16 protein-coding genes are annotated in these 20116 nt (G+C 58.7%); 6 read left to right on the top strand and 10 right to left on the bottom strand.

Going from position 1 to position 20116, the window contains the following annotated elements; translation table 11 throughout:
* Positions 1-46: 46 nt before the first annotated feature.
* The 9 genes from LF252_RS15985 to uvrA form a co-directional block, all read right to left on the bottom strand.
* On the bottom strand, positions 47-469 hold the full coding sequence (locus LF252_RS15985; RefSeq protein ID WP_226270588.1) for a hypothetical protein: 423 nt from the start codon (positions 467-469) through the stop codon (positions 47-49).
* A 35-nt stretch (positions 470-504) separates the two neighbouring features.
* Complete coding sequence (gene plsY, locus LF252_RS15990) at positions 505-1146, bottom strand: glycerol-3-phosphate 1-O-acyltransferase PlsY (protein WP_125433779.1); 642 nt, start codon at positions 1144-1146, stop codon at positions 505-507.
* 163 nt (positions 1147-1309) lie between these two features.
* Positions 1310-6427, bottom strand: a complete 5118-nt coding sequence (locus LF252_RS15995; RefSeq protein WP_226270589.1) for a hypothetical protein — start codon at positions 6425-6427, stop codon at positions 1310-1312.
* A gap of 335 nt (positions 6428-6762) precedes the next feature.
* Positions 6763-7599 carry a 50S ribosomal protein L11 methyltransferase gene (gene prmA, locus LF252_RS16000; RefSeq protein ID WP_226270590.1) on the bottom strand — a complete coding sequence of 279 codons (837 nt, stop codon included), beginning with the start codon at positions 7597-7599 and terminating at the stop codon, positions 6763-6765.
* 93 nt (positions 7600-7692) lie between these two features.
* Entirely contained in the window at positions 7693-8076 is a 384-nt protein-coding gene (locus tag LF252_RS16005; protein ID WP_226270591.1) for a DUF6150 family protein, read from the bottom strand.
* A gap of 147 nt (positions 8077-8223) precedes the next feature.
* Entirely contained in the window at positions 8224-8988 is a 765-nt protein-coding gene (tpiA, locus tag LF252_RS16010) for a triose-phosphate isomerase (protein ID WP_226270592.1), read from the bottom strand.
* 160 nt (positions 8989-9148) lie between these two features.
* Positions 9149-9979, bottom strand: coding sequence for a hypothetical protein (locus tag LF252_RS16015; protein WP_226270593.1), 831 nt, complete (start codon positions 9977-9979; stop codon positions 9149-9151).
* 44 nt (positions 9980-10023) lie between these two features.
* Positions 10024-10485, bottom strand: coding sequence for a hypothetical protein (locus tag LF252_RS16020; RefSeq protein ID WP_226270594.1), 462 nt, complete (start codon positions 10483-10485; stop codon positions 10024-10026).
* A gap of 137 nt (positions 10486-10622) precedes the next feature.
* On the bottom strand, positions 10623-13514 hold the full coding sequence (gene uvrA, locus LF252_RS16025) for an excinuclease ABC subunit UvrA (protein WP_226270595.1): 2892 nt from the start codon (positions 13512-13514) through the stop codon (positions 10623-10625).
* 224 nt (positions 13515-13738) lie between these two features.
* Here uvrA and LF252_RS16030 point away from each other — a divergent pair, with 224 nt between their 5' ends.
* The 4 genes from LF252_RS16030 to LF252_RS16045 all read left to right on the top strand — a co-directional run bounded on the left by LF252_RS16030 (position 13739) and on the right by LF252_RS16045 (position 16820).
* Positions 13739-14134, top strand: a complete 396-nt coding sequence (locus tag LF252_RS16030; RefSeq protein ID WP_226270596.1) for a hypothetical protein — start codon at positions 13739-13741, stop codon at positions 14132-14134.
* A gap of 641 nt (positions 14135-14775) precedes the next feature.
* Positions 14776-15468, top strand: a complete 693-nt coding sequence (locus LF252_RS16035; protein ID WP_226270597.1) for a hypothetical protein — start codon at positions 14776-14778, stop codon at positions 15466-15468.
* Between the two features lie 142 nt (positions 15469-15610).
* The gene (locus tag LF252_RS16040; protein WP_226270598.1) at positions 15611-16039 is read left to right on the top strand and encodes a hypothetical protein; all 429 of its coding nucleotides are present in this window, start codon (positions 15611-15613) and stop codon (positions 16037-16039) included.
* A 157-nt stretch (positions 16040-16196) separates the two neighbouring features.
* Entirely contained in the window at positions 16197-16820 is a 624-nt protein-coding gene (locus LF252_RS16045; RefSeq protein WP_226270599.1) for a hypothetical protein, read from the top strand.
* Positions 16821-16833: 13 nt separating this feature from the next.
* Here the strand turns inward: LF252_RS16045 and LF252_RS16050 are convergent, their stop codons facing one another.
* Positions 16834-17526, bottom strand: coding sequence for an SGNH/GDSL hydrolase family protein (locus LF252_RS16050; protein ID WP_226270600.1), 693 nt, complete (start codon positions 17524-17526; stop codon positions 16834-16836).
* 321 nt (positions 17527-17847) lie between these two features.
* Between LF252_RS16050 and LF252_RS16055 the strand changes: the two genes are divergently transcribed.
* Positions 17848-19335, top strand: a complete 1488-nt coding sequence (locus tag LF252_RS16055; RefSeq protein WP_226270601.1) for an alpha/beta hydrolase family protein — start codon at positions 17848-17850, stop codon at positions 19333-19335.
* A gap of 117 nt (positions 19336-19452) precedes the next feature.
* A complete protein-coding gene (locus LF252_RS16060) occupies positions 19453-20061 on the top strand; it encodes a hypothetical protein (protein WP_226270602.1) in 609 nt (202 codons plus the stop codon).
* Positions 20062-20116 lie beyond the last annotated feature (55 nt).

Below are 20116 nucleotides of genomic sequence, written 5' to 3' on the forward strand. Positions count from 1 at the left end.
AAAAGTAGTGGATGCAGTTCAGCAAGCAGAATTTTACTCTGCCTGTTTAGAATCCAAAGAGGTCATGTAATACATGCGACACTTTAGGCAGGAAGTAATATTTCCTACCATCCCGCATTTCCACCACATATAAGTTGATGAACACACTGTGCATGGAGTTGATGGCAGCGCGTGGATATATCACTTCTTTACTGTAACGCTTGAGTATTACCTCCTCATCCGTCAGGAACACAAAGTGCAATAGATAGCTGATGGCTACTGCAAGGAGCAGCAGCCCCGCCAGGGAGGCTATTACGGGCACGTACGCTTCAGCCGGAATCTTATCCCAAAGTGCCAGCAGCGTTACGGCGAGAATAGCTAGGAGCAGCATAACCGGCACTCCATATTTAGGCCAGTACGTCAGCAAAGTGTGTTGCCTTATTCCTAAGCCTACCAGCCCGGCCGGTGTGTCCGCTTTTCCTGAAGCCATGTAGTTGGAGTCAACGAATCAATTCAGATACTGCTCTACTTCTTATCCCAGGGCATGGGCACGCGGCTTTCGGTGCCGGCGCGCAGGCGCTGGATGTTGGCGCGGTGAGTGTAGATGAGCAGCCCGGCCACCACGAAGCCAAACCATACCAGCAGCTGGTTATCGGGGCGGAACGGGGGCAGCAACTGCAGCAGGGCAAACACCACCCCGGCCGACATGCTGCTCAGGGACACGTAGCGCGAGGCCAGCAGCACCGCAATAAATACCAGAATGCACACGCCCACGGTGGCCGGGGCAATGGCCAGCATCACGCCCAGAATAGTAGCGACGCCCTTTCCGCCCCGGAACCCGGCCCAGATGGGGTAAATGTGCCCTACCACCGCCAGCACCCCGCAGGCCAGCTGGTAGTACAGCAGCTGCGAAGGCAGAATAGCGCCCTGATTCAGCATCACCGTAGCCAGCGAGGTAGCCACCCAGCCCTTCAGCACATCCACAGCCATTACAAAAGAACCCGGCTTCTTGCCCAGCACCCGGAAGGTATTGGTGGCCCCGGAGTTGCCGGAACCATGCTCCCGGATGTCCAGCCCGAAAAACGCCCGCCCCACCCACAAGGCCGTGGGGATGGAGCCAATGAGGTAAGCGGCCACCAGCAGGCCGAGCACTAAGGGGAGATTCATGCGGGAAGAGAGAGTAGCGGTTCAGTCGATGGGGGTAAAGATAACCATTGTCATTCCGAGCAAAGCGAGGAATCTGGGTGCACCTCTTACGGAAAACTCAGATTCCTCGCTTTGCTCGGAATGACAACACAACGCCCCGGCAGTGGCTGCCGGGGCGTTGCGGTTATTCGTCGCCGAAGGGGTCGTTGGCGTCTTTCTTCTTTTTCTTCTTCGATTCCTTCTTGTTTTCCTCCACCGGGGCATCGGTGGGGGCCGGGGTGGCCTCTACGGCCTCATCCTTTTTCTTCTTCTTTTTGCCCGTGTCCTCGGCGGGGGCTTCGGTGGGCGCGGGAGCCGTCTCTACGGCTTCATCCTTTTTCTTCTTCTTTTTGCTGCTGGGTTCCTCTACCGGCGGCTCGGCGTTGGGGTCATAGTCCAGGGCATCCTGCACGGGGTCCTTCTTCTTCTTTTTCTTCTTGTTGGCGTCCTGGTCGAAGTCGAAGTTGCCGGTGGGCTCAGGTTGCGTGATGTTGACCTTCTTCTTGCTGGTGTCCTTGAGGTAGTCCTTGCGGAAGTGGTTGAGGAAGGTTTGCACCTCCTGGTCGTCGCCGAGGTAGAAGCCGTATTGCGTGGCCGTGTTGTAGTCACCCTTGGCTTTGAGGCCCACAATCTCGTCGTAGGAGCCGTGCTGGGCTTTGGTCAGCAGCACGTTGTTGGAGTACTTAAGGTAGTACCACGTCTGGGGTTCAGCTTCCAGGTACAGCTCCACGGCGTCGCCGGTGGTTTCCTTCTTGATTTCGATGTAGCCGTCGATGAGGGCGTTAATGTCCTTCTTACCCACGCTCACTAGGCCAATCTTACCCACCGAGTACCAGGCCTTGAACTTATTGTCCCAGCGCAGATTTACCTGGCTCAGCACAATGGTGTGCAGGAACTTGGCCGATACCTTCTGCAGCGGCACGTAGCCGCCCTTGCGGGTGCTGTAGTCCTGCACGGCTTTGTTACCGATAAACTCGCCCATTTTGTAAAGCTGAGCCGGCGAGCCGGTGAGGGCTTCGGGCGCGCCCTTAGCATTATTGGCCATGTCTTGCCCCATGGCTTCGATGGCCTTCTCGGGCAGCACAATGTCAAAGGCCATGAAGGTGTCCAGGTCGTAGCGGTTGCTGTCGGGCTTGGCGGTGCCCAGGCCGGCGGCCGTGAGGGTGTAGTCCTTATTGGAGTTGATGAGGTTGAGCTTACCGCGGAAATCCATCTGGCCCGTGGAGTCCTGCAGCGTCAGCACCGAGCCCTCGTACACGTCGGGGTCGTTGGGGTTGTGCTGGCTGATGGCGTACACCTTCTTCCTGATATCGTAGGTAAGGTTGCCGTTCACCTCAAACAGGTTCATATCCGTTACGCCGGGCTTGGGAGCCACAAACAGCGGGTAGATTTTGTTGGTCCCCTCCGAGAGGAACAGGCCCGTCATCATCGGCGTGCCATCTTCGGTTTTGGGACTACCCAGCTTGAGGCGGATGGCTTTGGGGTCGATGGTATCCTGCACGGCAAACCACTCCGAAGCCGTCGGCGACTTCACGAAGTTGATTTTGGCCTGCCCATCGAAGGTGAAGCCCTTTTTCTGGGAGTTCATGGTAATGCCGCCCCGATAGGCAATGCGCGGAGCCAAGTGGAACTTGTCGGTAGCCGTGAGGTTAGCCACGGCAATAGTGGGCGGCGAGGGTGGCAGGTCGTCGCCGGCATCGGGCCCGCGCTTCAGCAGGCCTTTAGTAATTCCGGCCCCGCCCTTCCGGCCCGCCGAGGCCATGGCCGTAGCCGTAGAGTCGACGTGGAAGTTGGCAAACTTGATGGCGAAGGAGTCGGCCGAGGTTTTGTAGCTGTATAGGGCGTTGCCAGTGAAGGCCGTGCGCGACTGTACCCGGATTTCACCCTTGTACAGGTTGTGGTATTTGCGCAGGGTGTCCATCACAATGCCGGCGTTCTGGAAGCCACGCATTTCGGCATTGGGCAGGATGTACACCTTGCTGGAGTCGGGCATAATCCAGGCGTCGGCCGAGGAAATGCGCGGTACTCCGCCAGCTACCAAGCGGTAGCGGCTCAAATCGTACTGGCCCGTGGCGGCCTGGAACTTAAGCCCGTGCTGCTCGGGCTTGGTGCTGTAGAAGAACGAGCGGGACGAGTCGGCGCCGGGCGCTACGCGCAGCTGCACCAGCTTCTTCTTGAAGTCCCACTTCCCGCCCGACAGCGTGGTGCGGTACTGGGAATAGGGCAGGTCAATGCTGGATTTGCTGTCGTCAGCCTCCCGGGCAAACTCGGTGTTGCCGTTCTTCAGGTCGTAGGTAAAGCTTACGTTGTTGGCCGTGAGGGCCGGCTTGTTCACCTCCGCCGATTTAATGTTCAGCGTAGACTTGCTGCCGGTATAGCGCGTTGGCTTGAAGGCAAACGAGGTAGAGCGGATAAACGACTGGGGGCCGTCCATGCGACCGTCGCCGAACAGGCCAGTGGGCGTGTATGTAAGGGTGCCCTTGAAGCCGTTAACCAAATCGTACATTTTGAAAGCTTCACCCTTGTCCTGCGTAGTCAGGTACATGGAGTCCTGCTTCACGGCCCACTTCATCTGGTAGCCGGGCAGGAAGGTCACCTTGGCAAACTCCGTCCCGTTGAGCGGCCCCGGCAGGATGGTAGCCGATTTACCCACCGTCACTACCGAGTCCCGGTAGAACACAAACTGGTCGCTCTTAAAGTCGCCGGTAAGGTACTTGATGTTGCCGATGCCTTGGAAGCCGTGGTTGTTCATGGCTACCTTATTGAAGAGGCGGCCTTTGCCCCCATACAGCGGGAAGCCGTCCTTGGGCACGTCGTACACGAAGCCCAAGGAGCCGTCGTCCTGCATGCTCAGCTTGGTATCGAAGTTGGGCACGATGCCCCCACTCACGAACGTACCCTTAAAGCCCACGGCCGCCCGGTTCTTGTTGTTCAGGGAGTCAAGCTTGAAGGGCGGAATATCGAAGTACATGGTGGTATCGTAAGCTCCACCGAGTACTTCCGGCTTATCGAAGAACACGTACGCCCCGGTGCTGGCATCAAATGACGGATACGCCCCCAGCTTCTTGCGACCCGATTTGTTGTTGGGCGCGTTGATGTAGAGGCGGCCGGCCGAGTTCTTTTTCTTATTGGTCAGCGTCCAGTCCAAGTCCTTGCGGGCCTTCATCACCGAGCCCTTCGAGCCCTTGCCCTTCACAATGATGGAGTCAATCTTCACCAGGTCGATGTAGAATCCGTCGTAGTCGAACTTGAACTCCTTGCCCTTGAACACGAAGGCCGAGGCCACCACCGTACCGTTGAACAGCACGCCGCGGTTTTTCTGAATGCGAATCACCGACGAATCCGGCTTCACAAACACCGTCACGGAGTCGTCGGAGAAGTTGAACCGGTCTACACCCCGCACAATCAGGTCGTTGGTGTTCAGATCTAAGGTGGCGTTTTTACCGTTGGGCGAGAGGCTCTTGATGGCAATATGGTCGTAGTCCTTCTTGCCTCGCGAGGAGTTCACGTAGTGCAGCGCTTTCGGCAGCAGCACAATTTGGTCGGTGGCGGGGTACCAAGCTACGTACCCGTCGCGGGCCAGGCCAGCCACGGCCGAGCGCACGTTATCGGGCTTGAGCTGGCGGAAAGTGGCAATATCCTGCACCGTAAACAGGCGCTTGTTGCCGTTTTCCATGCTGTAGCCCACCACCATCTGCAGTGGGTGCAGCTTGTTGATGGCCTTGATTTGCTGGTAGCGGGTGTTGGTGTAAAACTCCTTGCTCTCGAAGTTGGCCGTTACCTGATTTTTAGCCGTAAGAATAGAAAAATCAATGTAGGGCGTACGCACGGGCCAGGTCAGCAGCTCGGCGGCTACCTCCATTTGGTGGTAGGAGTCGTAGTAGGGCGTCGACTTATACAGGCCGTCCTCGCGGGCCAGCTGCAGAATCTGCTTGCCCTTGTTGTACTTCAGCTTCACGCCGGGGTGCGTCAGTGAGTCCTGCTTGTCCTGGAAAATGGATACCTGCGCGTGCTGGGCCGTAATAATAGAGTCGCCAAGCACGTAAGCCCGCGACGAGGCCCGGAACTTGGGCTTGCCATCTACGTCCACAATGATGCGCGACAAAGCCCCATCCAGCGAAGCCGACAGTGCCCGGTTACCCGTGAGCGAGAAGCCCCCGAAGTAGCGAATATTGTCGCCGATGTTCTTTACCCGGGCATCATTGGTGGCCGAAATAAAGCGCGGGTACCCGGTTTGTACACCCGGTTTGCGCTGCACACTCTTGTAGGCAAACCACCCTTTGATGGGCGCTTCCAGTACGGCCGGATAAGTGAGCGTAACGGGGTTAGCCACAAACTCGGCCTTCAGGATATCAAAGTCGTAGCTGGCCAGGGCCACTGAGGCGGGGTTATTGTTCACCTGCCAGGCAAACTCACCCCCATACCCCACAAAACGGTTGGTATTAGCTACTACCGCGCCGCTGGTTTTGCGGATATACACCGAGTCAGAAGGCGTCACCATGAACAGGTCGGCATCCTTGAGCATGATGGCCGGGCCCCGAGAGGGCGGCGGCAGATAAGAATCGTACGCCACCGGAGCCGCGGCAGCATCCCAACCGGAGTCGGCGGGTTTGGCGGCAGCAGTGCTGGTGCTCTTCTTGGAAGGCGTGCCCCAGCCGTCATCGGTGCTGCTCCAGGGGTCATCATCGCCCCAGCCGTTGTTTTTCTTAGAGGTTTTGGTGCCGGTTTTAGTATTCAGTGGCTTGGTGCTAACGGTAGGCGTAGGCGGGGCCACCGGGGCCGGAGCCGGTGGGGCCAGGGAAGGCATATCCTGGGCGTGGTAGGCAAAGCTGAACGTGCCGCCCACTACCTGCAGGGAGCTGTAGCGCGACTTATGCAGGAACTTGGTATCCAAGAACGAAGCGGCGGCGGCCAGAAACTTCTCGGCATCGGTGGGCTGCTCCTTTTCAAGGGTTTTGCCAGCCACGTCCAGAAACTCCGTCATCTGCTGGTCAGAGAAATTCTGCACCAGCACCCCAGCGGCAATGGCCGTGTAGAACTGCTCGAAGTGGGGCTTAGGCCGGAACTTGCGGCCCAGCATGTACTGGCTCAACGCCACAATGTAGCGCTGCTGGGTGGCCGTAAGCCGATTACTGGCCCACACCTGCTGCAGGCGGGTGCCAGCGGCTTTAGCGGCCGTATTGTTGGTGGTGGCCATCATCGACTGCACATCCACCATAAACTGCTCGGGCTCGGAGCTGAGCTTGCCCGTGAACTTAGGCAAAGCCGGCGCTACCGGGGCCGGGTCGCCTTTTTTAGCTGACTGGGGCTTTTGCTGCGCCCAGGCCGGAGTACCAACCCCTAACCCTATTAGCAGGGCGCAAACCCATCTAAAAGTAAAATGCCTCATATCCTTTTCCGCAGAAACCTGATTACTCGCCTACAATTTCAGTAAAAGACAGCACTTTTCGGTGCTCAGAGGCCTCTGCCTCACCACAATCATACTTCGCCCGTTTTTCGTTCAATTCTGACTAACAGCCGTTTTCAGCCAAAAACCCTCCGCCCGGACGTATGCAGTCCGGGTCGGAGGGTTTTTGACTAAAAGCCAGAATGACGCCGTTACGCCGGCTGGCGGAACACCGCTGATACCCAATGATTCTGAGTGCGGTGGCTCTCGTACCGGAAGCCAGCCTTTTCGGCGGCTTCCCGGATCAAGGGCAGGTCATCCTCGTAGAAGCCGCTGAACAGGATGGGGCCGCCGGGCTTGAGGTACTGGGCGTAGGCGCCCATGTCCTCCAGCAGCACGTTGCGGTTGATGTTGGCCAGAATGATATCGAAGGGCTTCTCCCCTTCCAGAGCAGTTACGTCGCCGAGGCGGGCTTCCACTTTGTCCTGCACGTGGTTTTCCTGGGCGTTGTCGGCGGCGTTTTCGGCCGTCCAGGGCTCCACATCCACGGCCAGCACGTAATCGGCGCCCAGGTGCACGGCCATTACGGCCAGAATGCCGGTGCCGCAGCCCATATCCAGCACCCGCTTGCCCTGGTGGTCAATGTCGAGCTGGTTGGTAATCATCAGGGCCGTGGTGTCGTGGTGGCCGGTGCCAAACGACATGCGGGGCATGATAACAATTTCGTACTGCAAATCGGGCCGGGCCTCGTGAAAGGGCGCGCGCACCGATACTTTATCGGCAATTACTAGGGGCTGGAAGTTCTTCTCCCACTCGGCGTTCCAGTTCTGGCGGGTAATCACGCGGTGCGAGAATTCCAGCTCGCCCAAGCCCTCGTAGCGGCTCATTACCTCGGCTACGGCATCCTGGTCGAACTGGTCTTCGTCGATGTAGGCGCAGAAGCCCTCGTCGTTATCTTCGAAAGTATTGTAGCCCACTTCGGCCAGCTCGGCCACCAGTATGTCGCTCAGTTCGCGGGGAGCCTGCACGCGCAGTTCAACGTAATCCATTGCAGCAGTTCAGCTAGAAATTCAGGGAAACAAAATCGTCCCGCGCTAGGCCGCGCGGGACGACAAAGTTCGGAGGAAAAAATGGCTCCGCGGTTACTGCTTACGACAGCCGGCGTGGCCCCGCACTTTGGTGTAGTGGAATGAGAAGTCGGCCAGGTTGCGGTTGTCCGTCATGAAGAGCACGTAATCGGCGAAGTCGCGGGAGTCGGCCAGGTACCACAGGCCCACCTTGTCGGCGAAGAGCTTATTGGTTTCGGAGTACACCAGCAAGTCGGCAAAAGCTTCGTCGGGCTCCTGATACACCACCCCAAAGCACTGACCCCGGCGGCGCGGATCGGTTTCCAGGTACACCGTGCCATATAGCCGGCAAGGGTCCACGGAACCCACAACGGCTGGCAACGCCAGTGGCACCCGCGGCTGCGGAGCGGCAAACGGATTCAGAGCCAGCAGGCCGGAGAGCAGTAGTGTGGGAAGCATGGAAAATGGCTAACGTCGCCTTAAAAAATTTGTCATCCTGAGGCGGTAGCCAAAGGACCTTATCACGCGGAAACGGCAATTTTCGTTCCAGCGTTGATACGGTCCTTCGGCTACCGCCTCAGGATGACAACATGGGCTATGATCAGCCTAGAACGACTTGATAATCTCCGTGAAGTCGCGGGATTTGAGGGAGGCGCCGCCGATGAGGCCACCGTCTACGTCGGGTTGGCTGAACAGCTCACGGGCGTTCTGGGCGTTGGCTGAGCCGCCGTAGAGGATGCTGGTGTTCAGGGCAGCCTCGGCGTCGTAGGCGCGGGCAATCTGCTCCCGGATGAAGGCGTGCACCTCTTGCGCTTGGGCGCTGGTGGCCGTTTTGCCGGTACCAATGGCCCAGATAGGCTCGTAGGCAATTACAACCTGGTCGAACTCCTCATTGCTGAGGTGGAACAGACCGTCTTTCAGCTGCTTTTCGATGAAAGAGAAGGTCTCGTCAGCCTCGCGGGTTTCCAGGCTTTCACCCACGCAGAAGATAGGCTTCAGGCCGGCAGCCAGGGCCGCTTTCAGCTTCTGGCTCAGCAACTCGTCATCCTCGTGGAAGTACTGGCGGCGCTCCGAGTGACCCAGAATCACGTACTCCGCGCCCACTGACTGCAGCATCTTGGCCGATACCTCGCCGGTGTAGGCGCCGCTTTCCTTCTGATGGCAGTTTTGCGCACCCAGGTGGAAACGGCCACCTTCGGGAAGCTGCTTGCCAATGGCCGTCAGGAACGGGAAAGGCGGGCACACCACCACCTCTACCGAGGAGTTGGTCACTTCGTCCTGCACCATGTTTACGATTTCGGAAATCAGCGCCTGACTGTCCTGGAGTGTGGTGTTCATCTTCCAGTTGCCGGCCACAATATTCTTACGCATAGCGGAGAGGGTTGAGGTTGGGAGTTGGCCCGCAAGTTAGGGGAATAGGGAGGAGAACTTAGAACTAAGAGGTGAGAACTGAGAGCTTACGACTTAACAGTGGTTCTAAGCCGAAGCCCAGAGCGCTGCCTACTTTCTCCCTTGCTCTTACTTCTATGTTCTAAGCTCTAACTTCTAAGCTCTCTTTTCGCCCCCACCATACCAGCACCACGCTCACCACAGCTACCAGCACCGCCGCGGCCAGGGCCATCCAGGCCAGCACCAACGTATCCGGTGTGCCGCGACGGGCGGCCCAGATGCCTACCAAGCCCCAGGTAACAGCGGCCGGGTAGGCCAGCTCCCGAAACCGCTTGGTTACATTCAGCGCTAGGCCAGCGGTAATACCCACCAAAATAATGGCTATTTCGATGCTTTTGGCCTCGCTGACTTCCCAGCGCGTACCCAAAGCTAAGGTAAGATTCACGACCAGCGCCACCGAAATCCAGCCCATAAACAACCCAAACGGCAGATTCACCCACACGGGTACCTCGCCCCGGCGGCTGAAATGCCGCACGCGGCCGTACACCACCGCCAGCCCGGCCAGAATCCCGAGCATCACTAGGGCGCTGGGCACCAGTAGCTCATAGGCAAACACCACCAGCCACAGGCCCGTGAGCAGGTTGACCAGCACCACCGGCCGGGCCACTGCATCGGGCAGGGGGTTGCGGCGCTGCGCGGGTAGCAACTGCCACACCGCGTAAGCCAATAGGCTCAGAAAAATCAGGCCCCAGATGCTGAACGCGTAGCCGGCCGGCGTAAGCGGCGTGGGGTACTTGTAGGATACCTGCGCGTTGGTCTGCCCATTGAAAGGAAACCGCTGCGAAACATAGTTCAGGGCAATATTCTGCACAATAGCCGCCGAAGCGGCCCAGCGCCAGGTGCGGCTGTCGGTGGGGGCAGAGAGGTAATTGAAGGCCGCCGTGGCCGTTGAGGAGGTAGAGGAACCGGGCATAGCGCGAAGAAGCTAAAAAAACCGGTTCGGCTGTACGCGGCGCGCTATTGTGGAGTTCCGACCCGCATTGCGTTCTGCTCCCATTCGTCCCACAAAGCCGGGTGGTGCGGCACTTCTTCCAGCAGCCAGTGAAATGCGGAGGCTACATCCGTGAAAAAATGCAGCTCAAAAGACAGCTGCAGGTTGGCGTCGTGCACCGGAGTTGTGGCCACCAGATAATTGTGCATATCGGGTGGCAGTACTAGGGCCAACTGCTGCACGGATGTGCGAGCCATGTCGGCAAACCACTCCTGCCCAATCCAGGCCTGCTCGGCGGAGCCTAGCGGCGGAATGTTGTGCATATCAATCAGCCAACGCGTTACGTGTTGCTCCCGACTAAACTGCGTCAGAGCCTCCAAGGCCGGCCGAAACCGCTCCAGCGGCTGACCGGCTACCCAAGCCGCTCGCAAAAAACTGGCGGCTTCATCGTACTGCACCCGTACTCCCCGTTGTTGCTCCACCATCATGGCTGTACGGTTTTTTGAGTCTTCTTATAAGTTACCGATTATCAGGCAGACAAGTATCGGGCCGCACTGCCCTATTAACCAAACCGCCCCGCCTGAATAGCTCAGGCGGGGCGGTGTATACTGTTCAGTTGGTTGCGCTACAGCTTTTCAGCCAGGAAGCGGGCGGTGTGGTTGGTGTCCTTGAACTTCACCATTTCCTCGGGGGTACCTTCAAACAGCAGGTGGCCGCCGTTGATGCCACCCTCGGGGCCCAGGTCAATAATCCAGTCGGCGCACTTGATAATATCCATGTTGTGCTCGATGATGAGCACCGAGTTGCCCTGCTCCACCAGCGCATTGAGGGCCGTCATCAGCTTGTTGATGTCGTGGAAGTGCAGGCCGGTGCTGGGCTCATCGAAGATGAACAGGATTTTATCGTTCTGCAGGGTGTTGCCCTTGGTCAGGAACGAGGCCAGCTTCACGCGCTGGGCTTCCCCGCCCGACAGCGTGTTGGCCGACTGCCCCAGGCGGATGTAGCCCAGCCCCACATCATCGAGCGGCTTGAGGCGCTCCACAATCTTGGGCTGGTCCTTGAAGAACTCAATGCTGTCTTCGATGGTCATTTCCAGCACATCGTTGATGCTCTTGTCCTTGAACTGCACGTCCAGGATATCCTGCTTGAACTTGCGGCCTTCGCAGGCTTCGCAGGTCAGGTAGATATCGGCCATAAACTGCATTTCAATCTTCACCTGGCCCTCGCCCTGGCACACCTCGCAGCGGCCCCCATCAATATTGAAGGAGAAGTGCGAGGGTTTGAAGCCGCGGGCCTTGGCCAGCTGCTGGTCGGCAAACAGGGTCCGGATGGCGTCGTAGGCCTTCACGTAGGTAACCGGGTTCGAGCGGCTGCTCTTGCCGATGGGGTTCTGGTCCACAAACTCCACATGCGTTACCTGCCCGTTCACGCCCATCAGCCGGTCGAACTTGCCGGTAGCTTCGCCCGCGCCGCCGCCCAGCTGCTTGAGCAGGGCCGGGGCCAGAATCCGCCGAATCAGCGTGGATTTGCCTGAGCCAGATACGCCCGTTACCACCGTCATGACGTTCAGCGGAAACTTCACCGATACGTTTTTGAGGTTGTTTTCGCGGGCTCCGGTCAGCTCCAGCGCATTGCGCCAGGGGCGGCGCACCTTCGGCACGGCCACCTGCATGCGGCCGCTCAGGTACTGCCCGGTATAGGTGTCCGACTCCAGTACTTCCTCATACGAGCCCTGGAACTGCAGCGTACCGCCGCCCGAACCGGCTTCGGGGCCGATGTCGATAATCTGGTCGGCCTGCTCCATCATCTTGTCCTCGTGCTCCACCACAATAACGGTGTTGCCGAGTTCCTGCAAGGAGCGCAACACCCCAATCAGCTGCTCGGCGTCCTTGGGGTGCAGGCCGATGCTGGGCTCATCCAGAATGTACATGGAGCCCACCAGCGCCGAGCCCAGCGAGGTTGCCAAGGAAATCCGCTGGCTCTCCCCGCCCGAGAGCGTGCTGCTGAGGCGGTTGAGGGTGAGGTAGCCCAGGCCTACTCGGTTCAGGTACTCTAGGCGGTTGGTTACTTCCGTCACGAGGCGCTCGGCTACTTTGGCTTCGTGCTCGGGCAGGTCCAGGTTCTGGAAAAACTCCAGCGCCCGGCTCACCGGCAGCAATACCAAATCAGTAATGCTCTGGCCCTGAATTTTGACGTACTGAGCGTCTTTGCGCAGGCGGGTGCCTCGGCAGTCGGGGCAGGTGGTGCGGCCCCGGTAGCGGCTTTGCAGCACCCGGTACTGGATTTTATGCGTCTGCTCACTCACCCACTTGAAGTAGGCATCCAAGCCGTCGAAGTACTTGTTGCCCTTCCACAGCAGGTTCCGCTCGGCTTCACTCAGCTCGTTGTAAGGCCGGTGAATGGGGAAATCGAAGCGGATGCCGTTTTTCAGCAGGGGCTTCAGCCACTCGCTCTGCTTGTCGGTGCGCCAGGGGGCAATAGCACCCTCGTACACCGTCAGGCTTTTGTCCGGAATTACCAGGTCCTCGTCAATGCCCAGCACCGAGCCGAATCCTTCGCAGGTCTGGCAGGCACCGTAGGGGTTGTTGAAGGAGAAGAAATTGACGCTGGGCTCCTCGAATACCAGCCCGTCCAGCTCAAACCGGTCGGAAAAAATCCGAGTTTCTGGTTTCTGGTTGCTGGTTTCTGGTTGATTTTCCGAACTAGAAACCAGCAACGAGGAACTAGAAACTTGCACAATGCAGGTACCGTGGCCTTCGAAGAAGGCCGTCTGCACCGAGTCGCTCAGACGGAACATCAGGTCTTCGTCGCCGGGCTGGATGGCGGCGCGGTCCACCATGATGAACACCTCCCCTTCCACTTCGGGCTGGCCCTCGGCAATCAGCTCCTCAATAAAGGCCGTTTCGCCGTTCACCACTACCCGGCTATAGCCTTTCTGCAGCAGCAAATCCAACTCTTTGCTCATGGGGCGGCCAGCCTCCGAAGGCAGCAGCGGGGCCAGCAGCATCACGCGGGTACCTTCGGGCAAGCGCATGAGGTAGTCCACCACGTCGGCCACGTTGTCCTTCTTCACCTGCTCCCCACTCACGGGTGAGTAGGTACGGCCCACCCGCGCAAACAGCAGCTTCAGGTAGTCGTAGATTTCGGTGCTGGTGCCCACCGTGGAGCGGTTGTTCTTGATGCTGACCTTCTGCTCAATGGCAATGGCCGGCGAAATGCCCCGGATGTAGTCCACGTCGGGCTTGTCCATGCGGCCCAGAAACTGGCGGGCGTAGCTGCTCAGGCTCTCAACGTACATGCGCTGGCCCTCGGCGTACAGCGTATCAAACGCCAGCGACGACTTGCCCGAGCCCGACAGGCCCGTAACGACGATGAACTTATTGCGCGGCAGAGCCACGCTGAGGTTTTTCAGGTTGTGAACCCGGGCGTTTTTAATCAGGATAAACTCGCGGGGGTCGAGCTGGTCAATCGGGTCGGCCGCGGGGGCGGCTACTTGCAGAGCGGAATTATCGGCCATAGGTTCTTAAACAGCCCGGAGGCCGGGTTTGGTTTCCGGCCGTTGCGGTTTGATGCAGACGAAGGTACGGCGGGAGCGGTTGAGATGCTTTATGCTAGCAAGGCCAAGATGCTAAGTAGTGAATATCGTGCTACCATTGGTCTTCTTTACGCTACTATATTGCGTCTAGAAAACAGATTGTCGCTATAGAAGTATCGGCAATACAGATATTAGCACCAGTAATAATGACAACACGATTTGAAGATATAGATTTGAAAATTGAGAAACTGGTTTTTCTTCTGAATGCAGAAGAAGGAAATCCTGGTATATATGAACTAACGTGGGAATTGGGACGCTTCAATCTTACACTTGAAGACACGTACAAGGTTGCAAGAATTGTACTGACCGAAATTTTGAAAGAAGATTTGGTAATTCTTGAAAAATACAAGGACTTAACATTAGACGATAAAATAGAAACAATTAGCAAACACGAAATTGACAAACTACTTAACAACCCTTCGTATTGGTATCCTTGCAATGAAATTCTATCAATATGTTTAACAAGGAAAGGCAAAGAATATTTGGATAAAGAAATACTAAAGTATGCAGATAAGATTAATGAAAGAATAAGCAAAAAATAGAACTGCTGGTACTAATAGCACCTCGCTGAAAGGCGGAGCGCGTGCTCCGGAACAACCCATTAGGCGCGAGTTTAGCGAAGCGTAACTCGCGCCGGTGGAACCAGTCTTCAGAACAGTGTACAGACGCGGATTCGCGTCTCGTCGGCCGCGCCGCCTGGGGTGGTTAGGGGCGGTTTCGGCCGTTCAACGACGGGATGCGAATACGCGTCTCTCCATTGCACACCTGCCTTTACCCGAAACATCCGGGCGTGGGCCCAATGCCGCCCCCGCTTGTCCCGGCTCCTCCCCCGCCCCGCCCAAACCGGCCACCACCAGCGCCAACGCAGCGCCCGGCCTGCCCGAAGTTCCGGAATTATCGCCGGGAATGGCTTCGGACTCGCCGGGAACGGCTTCGGGGAGGCCGGGGGAAGCTTCGAGCGGGCCGGGAGGGGCTTTGGGGGCGGCTGGAACGGTTTCGGGGAGGTCGGAGGGGGCTTAGCGACGGCCAGGGGACATTTCGGGTGGGCCGGGAGGAGCTTGGGATGCGGCAGGCGCAACCTCAACCGTAGTGTAGGAAAACGTGGGGCAAACCGGTAGCTTGAGGGGCCGACAGCCGCTCAAGCGGGCGGCGGGCTATTCTACCACATCCCTTACCTATTCTTATGCTTGACAAAAACCCGATTGCCGAGTATCCCTCTACCCAGGCCGCGCTGTGGCAGCGCAGCCTGGACTTACAGCCCGCCCTCGACCGTGACGCGGCTGTGCTGGCCCAGCGCGGCGTGACGGCCCAGCGCATCCAGAAGTTCAAGGCCGACACGGCCGAATTCGGGACGATGGAACCCGACACGGTAATGCGGCAGGAAAGCGTGACCGTAACCGAAGAAAAGGAGGCCGTGCGCACGGCCCTGGAGACAGCTATGCAGCAGGTGCTGGGCATTATTGCCACCCAGGATGATACCCGCTCAGCCCGCTACAAGCGGTTCGGCGTCTCGGATGTATCCAGCCTGGGCGACGCCAAGCTGCACCTGGCCGCTACCATGCTGGTGAAGCAGGGCCGCAAGTACCTGGCGGAGTACGCGGGTGTGGGCCTTACCGAGCAGATGCTGGCGGCCATCGAAAGCCAGAACGCCGATTTCGTGGACAGCCTCACCGACCGCCGGGAGGCTGAAAGTACCCGAGCCGGGGCTACGCGGGCGCGCATCCTGTTTGGCAATGGCCTCTACCGGCAGCTGGTGCAGCTGTGCGCTACCGGCGAAGCCTACTGGCGGATGACCGACGCCACTAAAGCGGCCGAGTACGTGGTGGAGGCCGGCCCCGTCCTGCAGCCCATTCCGACTCCTTCACGGCCCAGCTAGCCCCATTGCGGCGGTGGCGCGTTTCAGTAATTCCGGGCCCGCTGTGCGCTGCATGGCGGGCCTGTTTGTGCTTGGCCGGGCGGGTATGCGCAACCCCCACCCCTGCGCGGCAGTATGCCAACGACACCTTCAACCAGCACCTATGGACGCAGCTGCTGCCCACGAAATCGACCAGCTACTGGAAAAAGCCAAAGCCTCGGGCCAAACGGAAGACCTAGCTGCCTTATGGCAAGCCGTCTTGAGCTTGCCGCAGTGGCATTTCATCACCCGGCAGACGGCCAGCCTGGAAGACCGGAAACCGTTCGTGGGCGTGCTGGATGGAAAACCCTGGGCCTTTGTATTCACGGACCGGCAACGAGCCCAGGAGTATGCCAGAACCATTCCCGGCGGTGGGTTTGTAGATGCCAGCGGCAACGTGCTGGTGATATCCACGGAAACCCGGAAGGCTGTGGAGTACCTGCTGGCCCTGGCCGCACAGGGCGTGTACGGCGTGCGGTTCAATGAGCTGAATGGCTGGTTTTCTCCGCTCCAGAATCTGCCGGCCATACTGCAACACGTGCAGAAGAGCTGAGCAGGTCGTCAGCGGCGGCGGGACCTGTACGGGGTAACGAAGCCGAGCGCCTCTTTCGTAAATGATTCAGCTATGGCGGCTGCATGCACGGTGTAGAGACGCATACTTGTGTCTCTACACCGTGCATGCAGCCGCTTTACCCTAATTTGTTTTCAGGATGAAACAGATCTGCACGGTTTCCGCCTCCCTGTCCCAGTTGCTGCTTAGCGGCTTCCTGGCTTTATTGGCTTGTCAGGAGAAAGGCAACCCCGCGGAGCAAGCCCAAACCCTGCCGCAACGCCCCGGTGAGGCCGCCGCGTCGGCCGACTCGGCGGCCTCACCGGCCGCTACCACACCAACGGCGCCCGGCTCAACCGAGTCAGCCGTGGCGGCCATCCGGCAGGAGTTTACCCGCATCAATGCCGCTCCACTGGACAGCCTGAAAAAGCCGTTCCGCTGCGACACCGATGGTACTGTCACTTTCTACTCGGAGCGGGGCAACGTAGTTAAGGTGGTTATCGCCTGGGGTTTCCTGGGCGACGGGTCTACTACTTCCGAATACTATTACCAGAACGGCCGCCTGATCTTCTTCTACGAAACCTATACCGGCGGCTCCGCCGGGGAGCCGGAAACTACCAACGACGAGCGGATCTACGTGCAGAACGACAAGGCCATCCGCTTCCTGAAAAACCAACGGGAAGCGCTCTGCTCACCCTGCGCGTTTAGCCACACCTCGCGCCCCTACCGGATTCTGGCCGCTTTCGACGGCGGCAGCGTGGAAGCGGCCCTCTGTCAGCAATAGGCAGCCGGCTACCTTATTTCTTTAGCCGCTTCCCTACTACCCGCGTCCACACGCTGTAGCCAGCAGGCGTCATGTGCAGGCTGTCCGACACGTAGAATTGCGGCTGCGGCTTGCCATTCGGGCCCAGGAGCGGCGTGGCCGTATCCACGTAACGCAGGCGTTTGGGATGCGCCTGTATATACTCTCGAATCAGGCGGTTGGCTTCCTGCACTTTCGGGTATAAGGCCCAGCGCGAAGGACTGGGCTTGATGGCTAGAAACACCAGCGGCACCTTGGGCAGCTTTTGCTGCATCAGCTTCTCAAATGTCAGAAACGACTGAAACACCTCCTGCGGCGAGGCTCCGGAGCCAATGTCGTTGTCGCCCTCATAGAGTATCACCTGCCGGGGCTGGTAGGCCACCACCAGCTTATCGAAGTAGTACAGCGCATCGGGGAAGCGGGAGCCACCAAAGCCCCGGTTGAGCACTGGGCGACCCGCAAAATCCTGCCGCAGGGTTTCCCACTTCCGAATAGAGGAGCTGCCGTAGAATAGGATGGGGTGCGCGGGTGGGGGCGTGAGGCTGTCTTGCCGGGTAAAAGCACGGAGCTCGTCGGTCCACTGGGCGGGGTTGATGGGCGGAGCCTGGGCAGCGGCCACCTGCGCCGCACTAGCTAACAATACGCTTGCCACACCACGCAGCAGCCGACGACCGAAAGTTGAAATCATAGCAACAGTAAGCAGAACAGTAGAAAAACGCCGTAGCGAAAAAATGTGTAGTAAATAATAAAGTCAACAACCGGCTCAGGAGGTTGCGCCGCTGTTCAGCTTGCAGCGTGGCAGACAGTGCGGTTCAAACATAGCGCTGGCGTTATACAGGAAGTAGGCTGTACTGCGCAGACAGCCGAAAGTTTTTTCGGCCCTAGCGGCGGCTATTCCCCATTCTGCGGAAAGTTGCGAAACCCAGACTGGCATGTATGCGTCAAGTTTGATATTTTCAGACTCGTGTTGCCCTGGCGACAGTAAAATACCCTTCTTGTTTTTCATTTTATGAAGAAACTCTTACACGTATTTTTTCTGCTTGGGCTGCTATTCTGGTTGTCTCCCACTGCCGTGCAAGCCGCCGATGCTCCGCTGAACGGCCAGTGGAAGGGCCCGCTGAAAGTACCGGGTGGTCAACTCACGCTCATTATTACGCTGGTGCCACTTTCCAACGGTACCTACTACGCTGCCCTCGATGCTCCCCAGCAGCGCATCAGCCGCATGCCGGCCGAGGTAACTCTGAAGGGTACCGATATTACCATCAGCATTGAGCAGGCCGGCAGCAAGTTTGTGGGCAAAGTGAAAGATGGGGGGACCACGTTCCAGGGCACCTGGACCCAGCCGGGTCTCACGGCTCCCCTCACCCTTACCCGGATGGCCGCCGTCAAGCAGCCCGTAGCCGCCAGCAAGCCCCGCCTCACCCCGCCCTACCGCGAAGAGGAAGTTAAATTTCTGAACACCAAAGCCGATTTGGCACTGGCGGGTACCCTTACCATTCCGGCGGGTCCCGGCCCGTTTCCGGCCGTGGTACTGCTCACCGACAATGGCCCCCAAAACCGGGACGTGGAGCAGCAGGATTACCGCATGTTCGGGGCCTTGGCCGACCACCTCACCCGTCGCGGCATTGCCGTATTGCGCTTCGATGACCGGGGCGTGGGCAAGTCGCAGGGCAACCACTTCACTACTACCACCATTGACCTGGTGAGCGATGCGCAGGCTGCTATGGTGTACCTGCGGGCCAAGCCCCTCATTGACCAACGCTACATTGGGCTGGTAGGCCACGGCGAAGGAGCCAACGTGGCCCTGCTAGCGGCCGCCGAGCAGCAGCCGGCCACCCCGGCTTTCGTGGTATCCTTGTCGGGCTACGGCGTGCCGGGCCGCGACGTGATTATGCGCCAGCAACTGGAGATTATGCGCCTCATCGGCTCCAACCCAGCCCAAGTGAAGGCCGCGCTGGAGCTGCACAAGGAAATGGTAGAGATTATCCGCCAAACGCCCAACGACAACCAGGCCCGCGGTAAAGTAGCCGCTACCCTGCGCTTCAACAATACCGATATGGACCCCCACATGGCCCGGGCCCGGGCCGTCCAGCTTACTTCGCCTTGGTCGCGCTACTTCCTGGATTTCGACCCCACCCGCTCACTGGCCGATGTAAAATGCCCGGTGCTGCTGCTGGGGGGCTCCAACGACTTGCAAGTGGACTCGCACCAGAACATGGGGCCGCTGAAATCGGGGCTGAAAAATGCCAAGGTAAAATCGGCGAAGCTGGCCGGAGTAAACCACTGGTACCAGCCCGAAATGAAGGACTGGCCCGTAGTAAATGGCGAGCAGCAGCCCGTATTCTCGCCCAAAGCACTGGACACGATGCGCGAGTGGATTTTTGCCAACACCGAACGTCCGCAGCCCGCTCCTACTACCGGCGGCCCCGCCGAGAAGTCTTCGGCAGCTACCAAAGCAACTCGCAAAGCTTCCAAAACAGCCCAGGCCAGTCGTTAGGTCAGCCCTCAACACGCACAATACTGAAAGCACCAGCGGAAAATTCCCTGGTGCTTTTTAGTGCCGTTTGCTCAGCTATCCGGAACCTGATACCGCCCACGGTAGTTACTTGCTCCCATGTCCACTCTCCGCGCCGATTTACACGATTTGTTAGCTTTTGAGATGCTGAGCCGGCATACGCTCGACATCCTGCAGCACAAGCACGGCGTGAATGAAGGTGAGTTATTTTCGGCCCTGATGCAGGTGTTGCGGGAGAAAAAGACCAGCAGCGGGCCGCCCGAGTTAAGCCGGTCTACCAACACGCTGGTGTGCGGCCCCGATGAGCACATCTGCCGGCACTGCGGCGACATTTTTCCGAAGCAGGCCGCCATGAAACACCTGTGGCAAGCCCACGACCTGATCGTGCGCCGCTACCCCGAAAAGCACTACACCACTGACATCCGGCTGGCGGCGCTGTACCGGGAAGCCCGGGCCGCTAACACCGACCCACGGCTGGTAGTCTCGGCCTGGGAGGCATTGTTGTCTGCCGACCAGCAGATACCAACCATCCGGCCCTGGCAACAGCGGCAGTACCTAGTGCGGCGGCGCGGCTATACCATGCTGGTAGTGGGCGACTCTGCCCTCAACGGCCGATACCAGCGCCACGACCTGAACCGGGACAGCCAGCGGTGGGGGTTTGCCCGCTGCCTGCGGGGCACGTTTGTGCTGGTACCCATGCGGGCATAAGTGACCCAGTGCCCTGCCGGGCGCTGTGCATCCAACCCCGGCCGCTTGCGTAGCA

The organism is Hymenobacter pini, from assembly GCF_020421205.1.
In the GTDB taxonomy this organism is placed as follows: Bacteria; Bacteroidota; Bacteroidia; order Cytophagales; family Hymenobacteraceae; genus Hymenobacter; species Hymenobacter pini.

Coding starts and splice junctions, on each gene's coding strand:
- LF252_RS16015 (WP_226270593.1), bottom strand. CDS start 9,979: ATGCCCGGTTCCTCTACCTCCTCAACGGCCACGGCGGCCTTCAATTAC.
- prmA (WP_226270590.1), bottom strand. CDS start 7,599: ATGGATTACGTTGAACTGCGCGTGCAGGCTCCCCGCGAACTGAGCGAC.
- LF252_RS16005 (WP_226270591.1), bottom strand. CDS start 8,076: ATGCTTCCCACACTACTGCTCTCCGGCCTGCTGGCTCTGAATCCGTTT.
- LF252_RS16055 (WP_226270601.1), top strand. CDS start 17,848: ATGAAGAAACTCTTACACGTATTTTTTCTGCTTGGGCTGCTATTCTGG.
- LF252_RS16060 (WP_226270602.1), top strand. CDS start 19,453: ATGTCCACTCTCCGCGCCGATTTACACGATTTGTTAGCTTTTGAGATG.
- LF252_RS16035 (WP_226270597.1), top strand. CDS start 14,776: ATGCTTGACAAAAACCCGATTGCCGAGTATCCCTCTACCCAGGCCGCG.
- LF252_RS16020 (WP_226270594.1), bottom strand. CDS start 10,485: ATGATGGTGGAGCAACAACGGGGAGTACGGGTGCAGTACGATGAAGCC.
- uvrA (WP_226270595.1), bottom strand. CDS start 13,514: ATGGCCGATAATTCCGCTCTGCAAGTAGCCGCCCCCGCGGCCGACCCG.
- LF252_RS16050 (WP_226270600.1), bottom strand. CDS start 17,526: ATGATTTCAACTTTCGGTCGTCGGCTGCTGCGTGGTGTGGCAAGCGTA.
- LF252_RS16030 (WP_226270596.1), top strand. CDS start 13,739: ATGACAACACGATTTGAAGATATAGATTTGAAAATTGAGAAACTGGTT.
- LF252_RS15985 (WP_226270588.1), bottom strand. CDS start 469: ATGGCTTCAGGAAAAGCGGACACACCGGCCGGGCTGGTAGGCTTAGGA.
- plsY (WP_125433779.1), bottom strand. CDS start 1,146: ATGAATCTCCCCTTAGTGCTCGGCCTGCTGGTGGCCGCTTACCTCATT.
- LF252_RS16045 (WP_226270599.1), top strand. CDS start 16,197: ATGAAACAGATCTGCACGGTTTCCGCCTCCCTGTCCCAGTTGCTGCTT.
- tpiA (WP_226270592.1), bottom strand. CDS start 8,988: ATGCGTAAGAATATTGTGGCCGGCAACTGGAAGATGAACACCACACTC.
- LF252_RS16040 (WP_226270598.1), top strand. CDS start 15,611: ATGGACGCAGCTGCTGCCCACGAAATCGACCAGCTACTGGAAAAAGCC.